The organism is Bradyrhizobium sp. NBAIM08 (assembly GCF_020193935.1).
GTDB lineage: Bacteria > Pseudomonadota > Alphaproteobacteria > Rhizobiales > Xanthobacteraceae > Bradyrhizobium > Bradyrhizobium yuanmingense.
On the sequence record NZ_JADYVR010000242.1, the window covers coordinates 1 to 460 of the forward strand.

Consider the following 460-nt stretch of genomic DNA (forward strand, 5'->3'; position numbering starts at 1 on the left):
GCGTGATCCTGTGTCGAATAGATGTTGCACGTCGCCCAGCGCACCTGTGCGCCCAGCGCGGTAAGGGTCTCGATCAGCACGGCGGTCTGGATGGTCATATGCAGGCTGCCGACGATCTTCGCACCCGCCAGCGGCTGCGACGCGCCAAATTCCTGACGCAGCGCCATCAGGCCCGGCATTTCGGTTTCGGCGATGTTGATCTCCGCACGGCCGAAATCGGCAAGACTGAGGTCGGCAACGACATAGTCGGCGGGCTTGTTGGGTGCGAGGGTGGCCAAGATAAATCTCCGGGGGATTAGCGTTGCCCGCGCCTTTAGTCGTGCGCGGGACGAAGGGCAAGGCGATATAAAGATATGTTTATATGGCACAGGGCATCCATCGGCTTGCCGCCACCGAAACCACTTGACTCCATTTATCTACTATTATACTTGATAAATGACATGGGGGAGCCGCTCAGGAC

At 58.5% G+C, this 460-nt stretch carries 1 protein-coding gene; it reads right to left on the minus strand.

What is annotated here, in order from left to right:
• Positions 1 to 278 (minus strand): adenosylhomocysteinase (locus tag I6F37_RS39305; RefSeq protein WP_225154271.1); only part of this gene is annotated, 278 nt, incomplete at its 3' end.
• Positions 279 to 460: the final 182 nt, after the last annotated feature.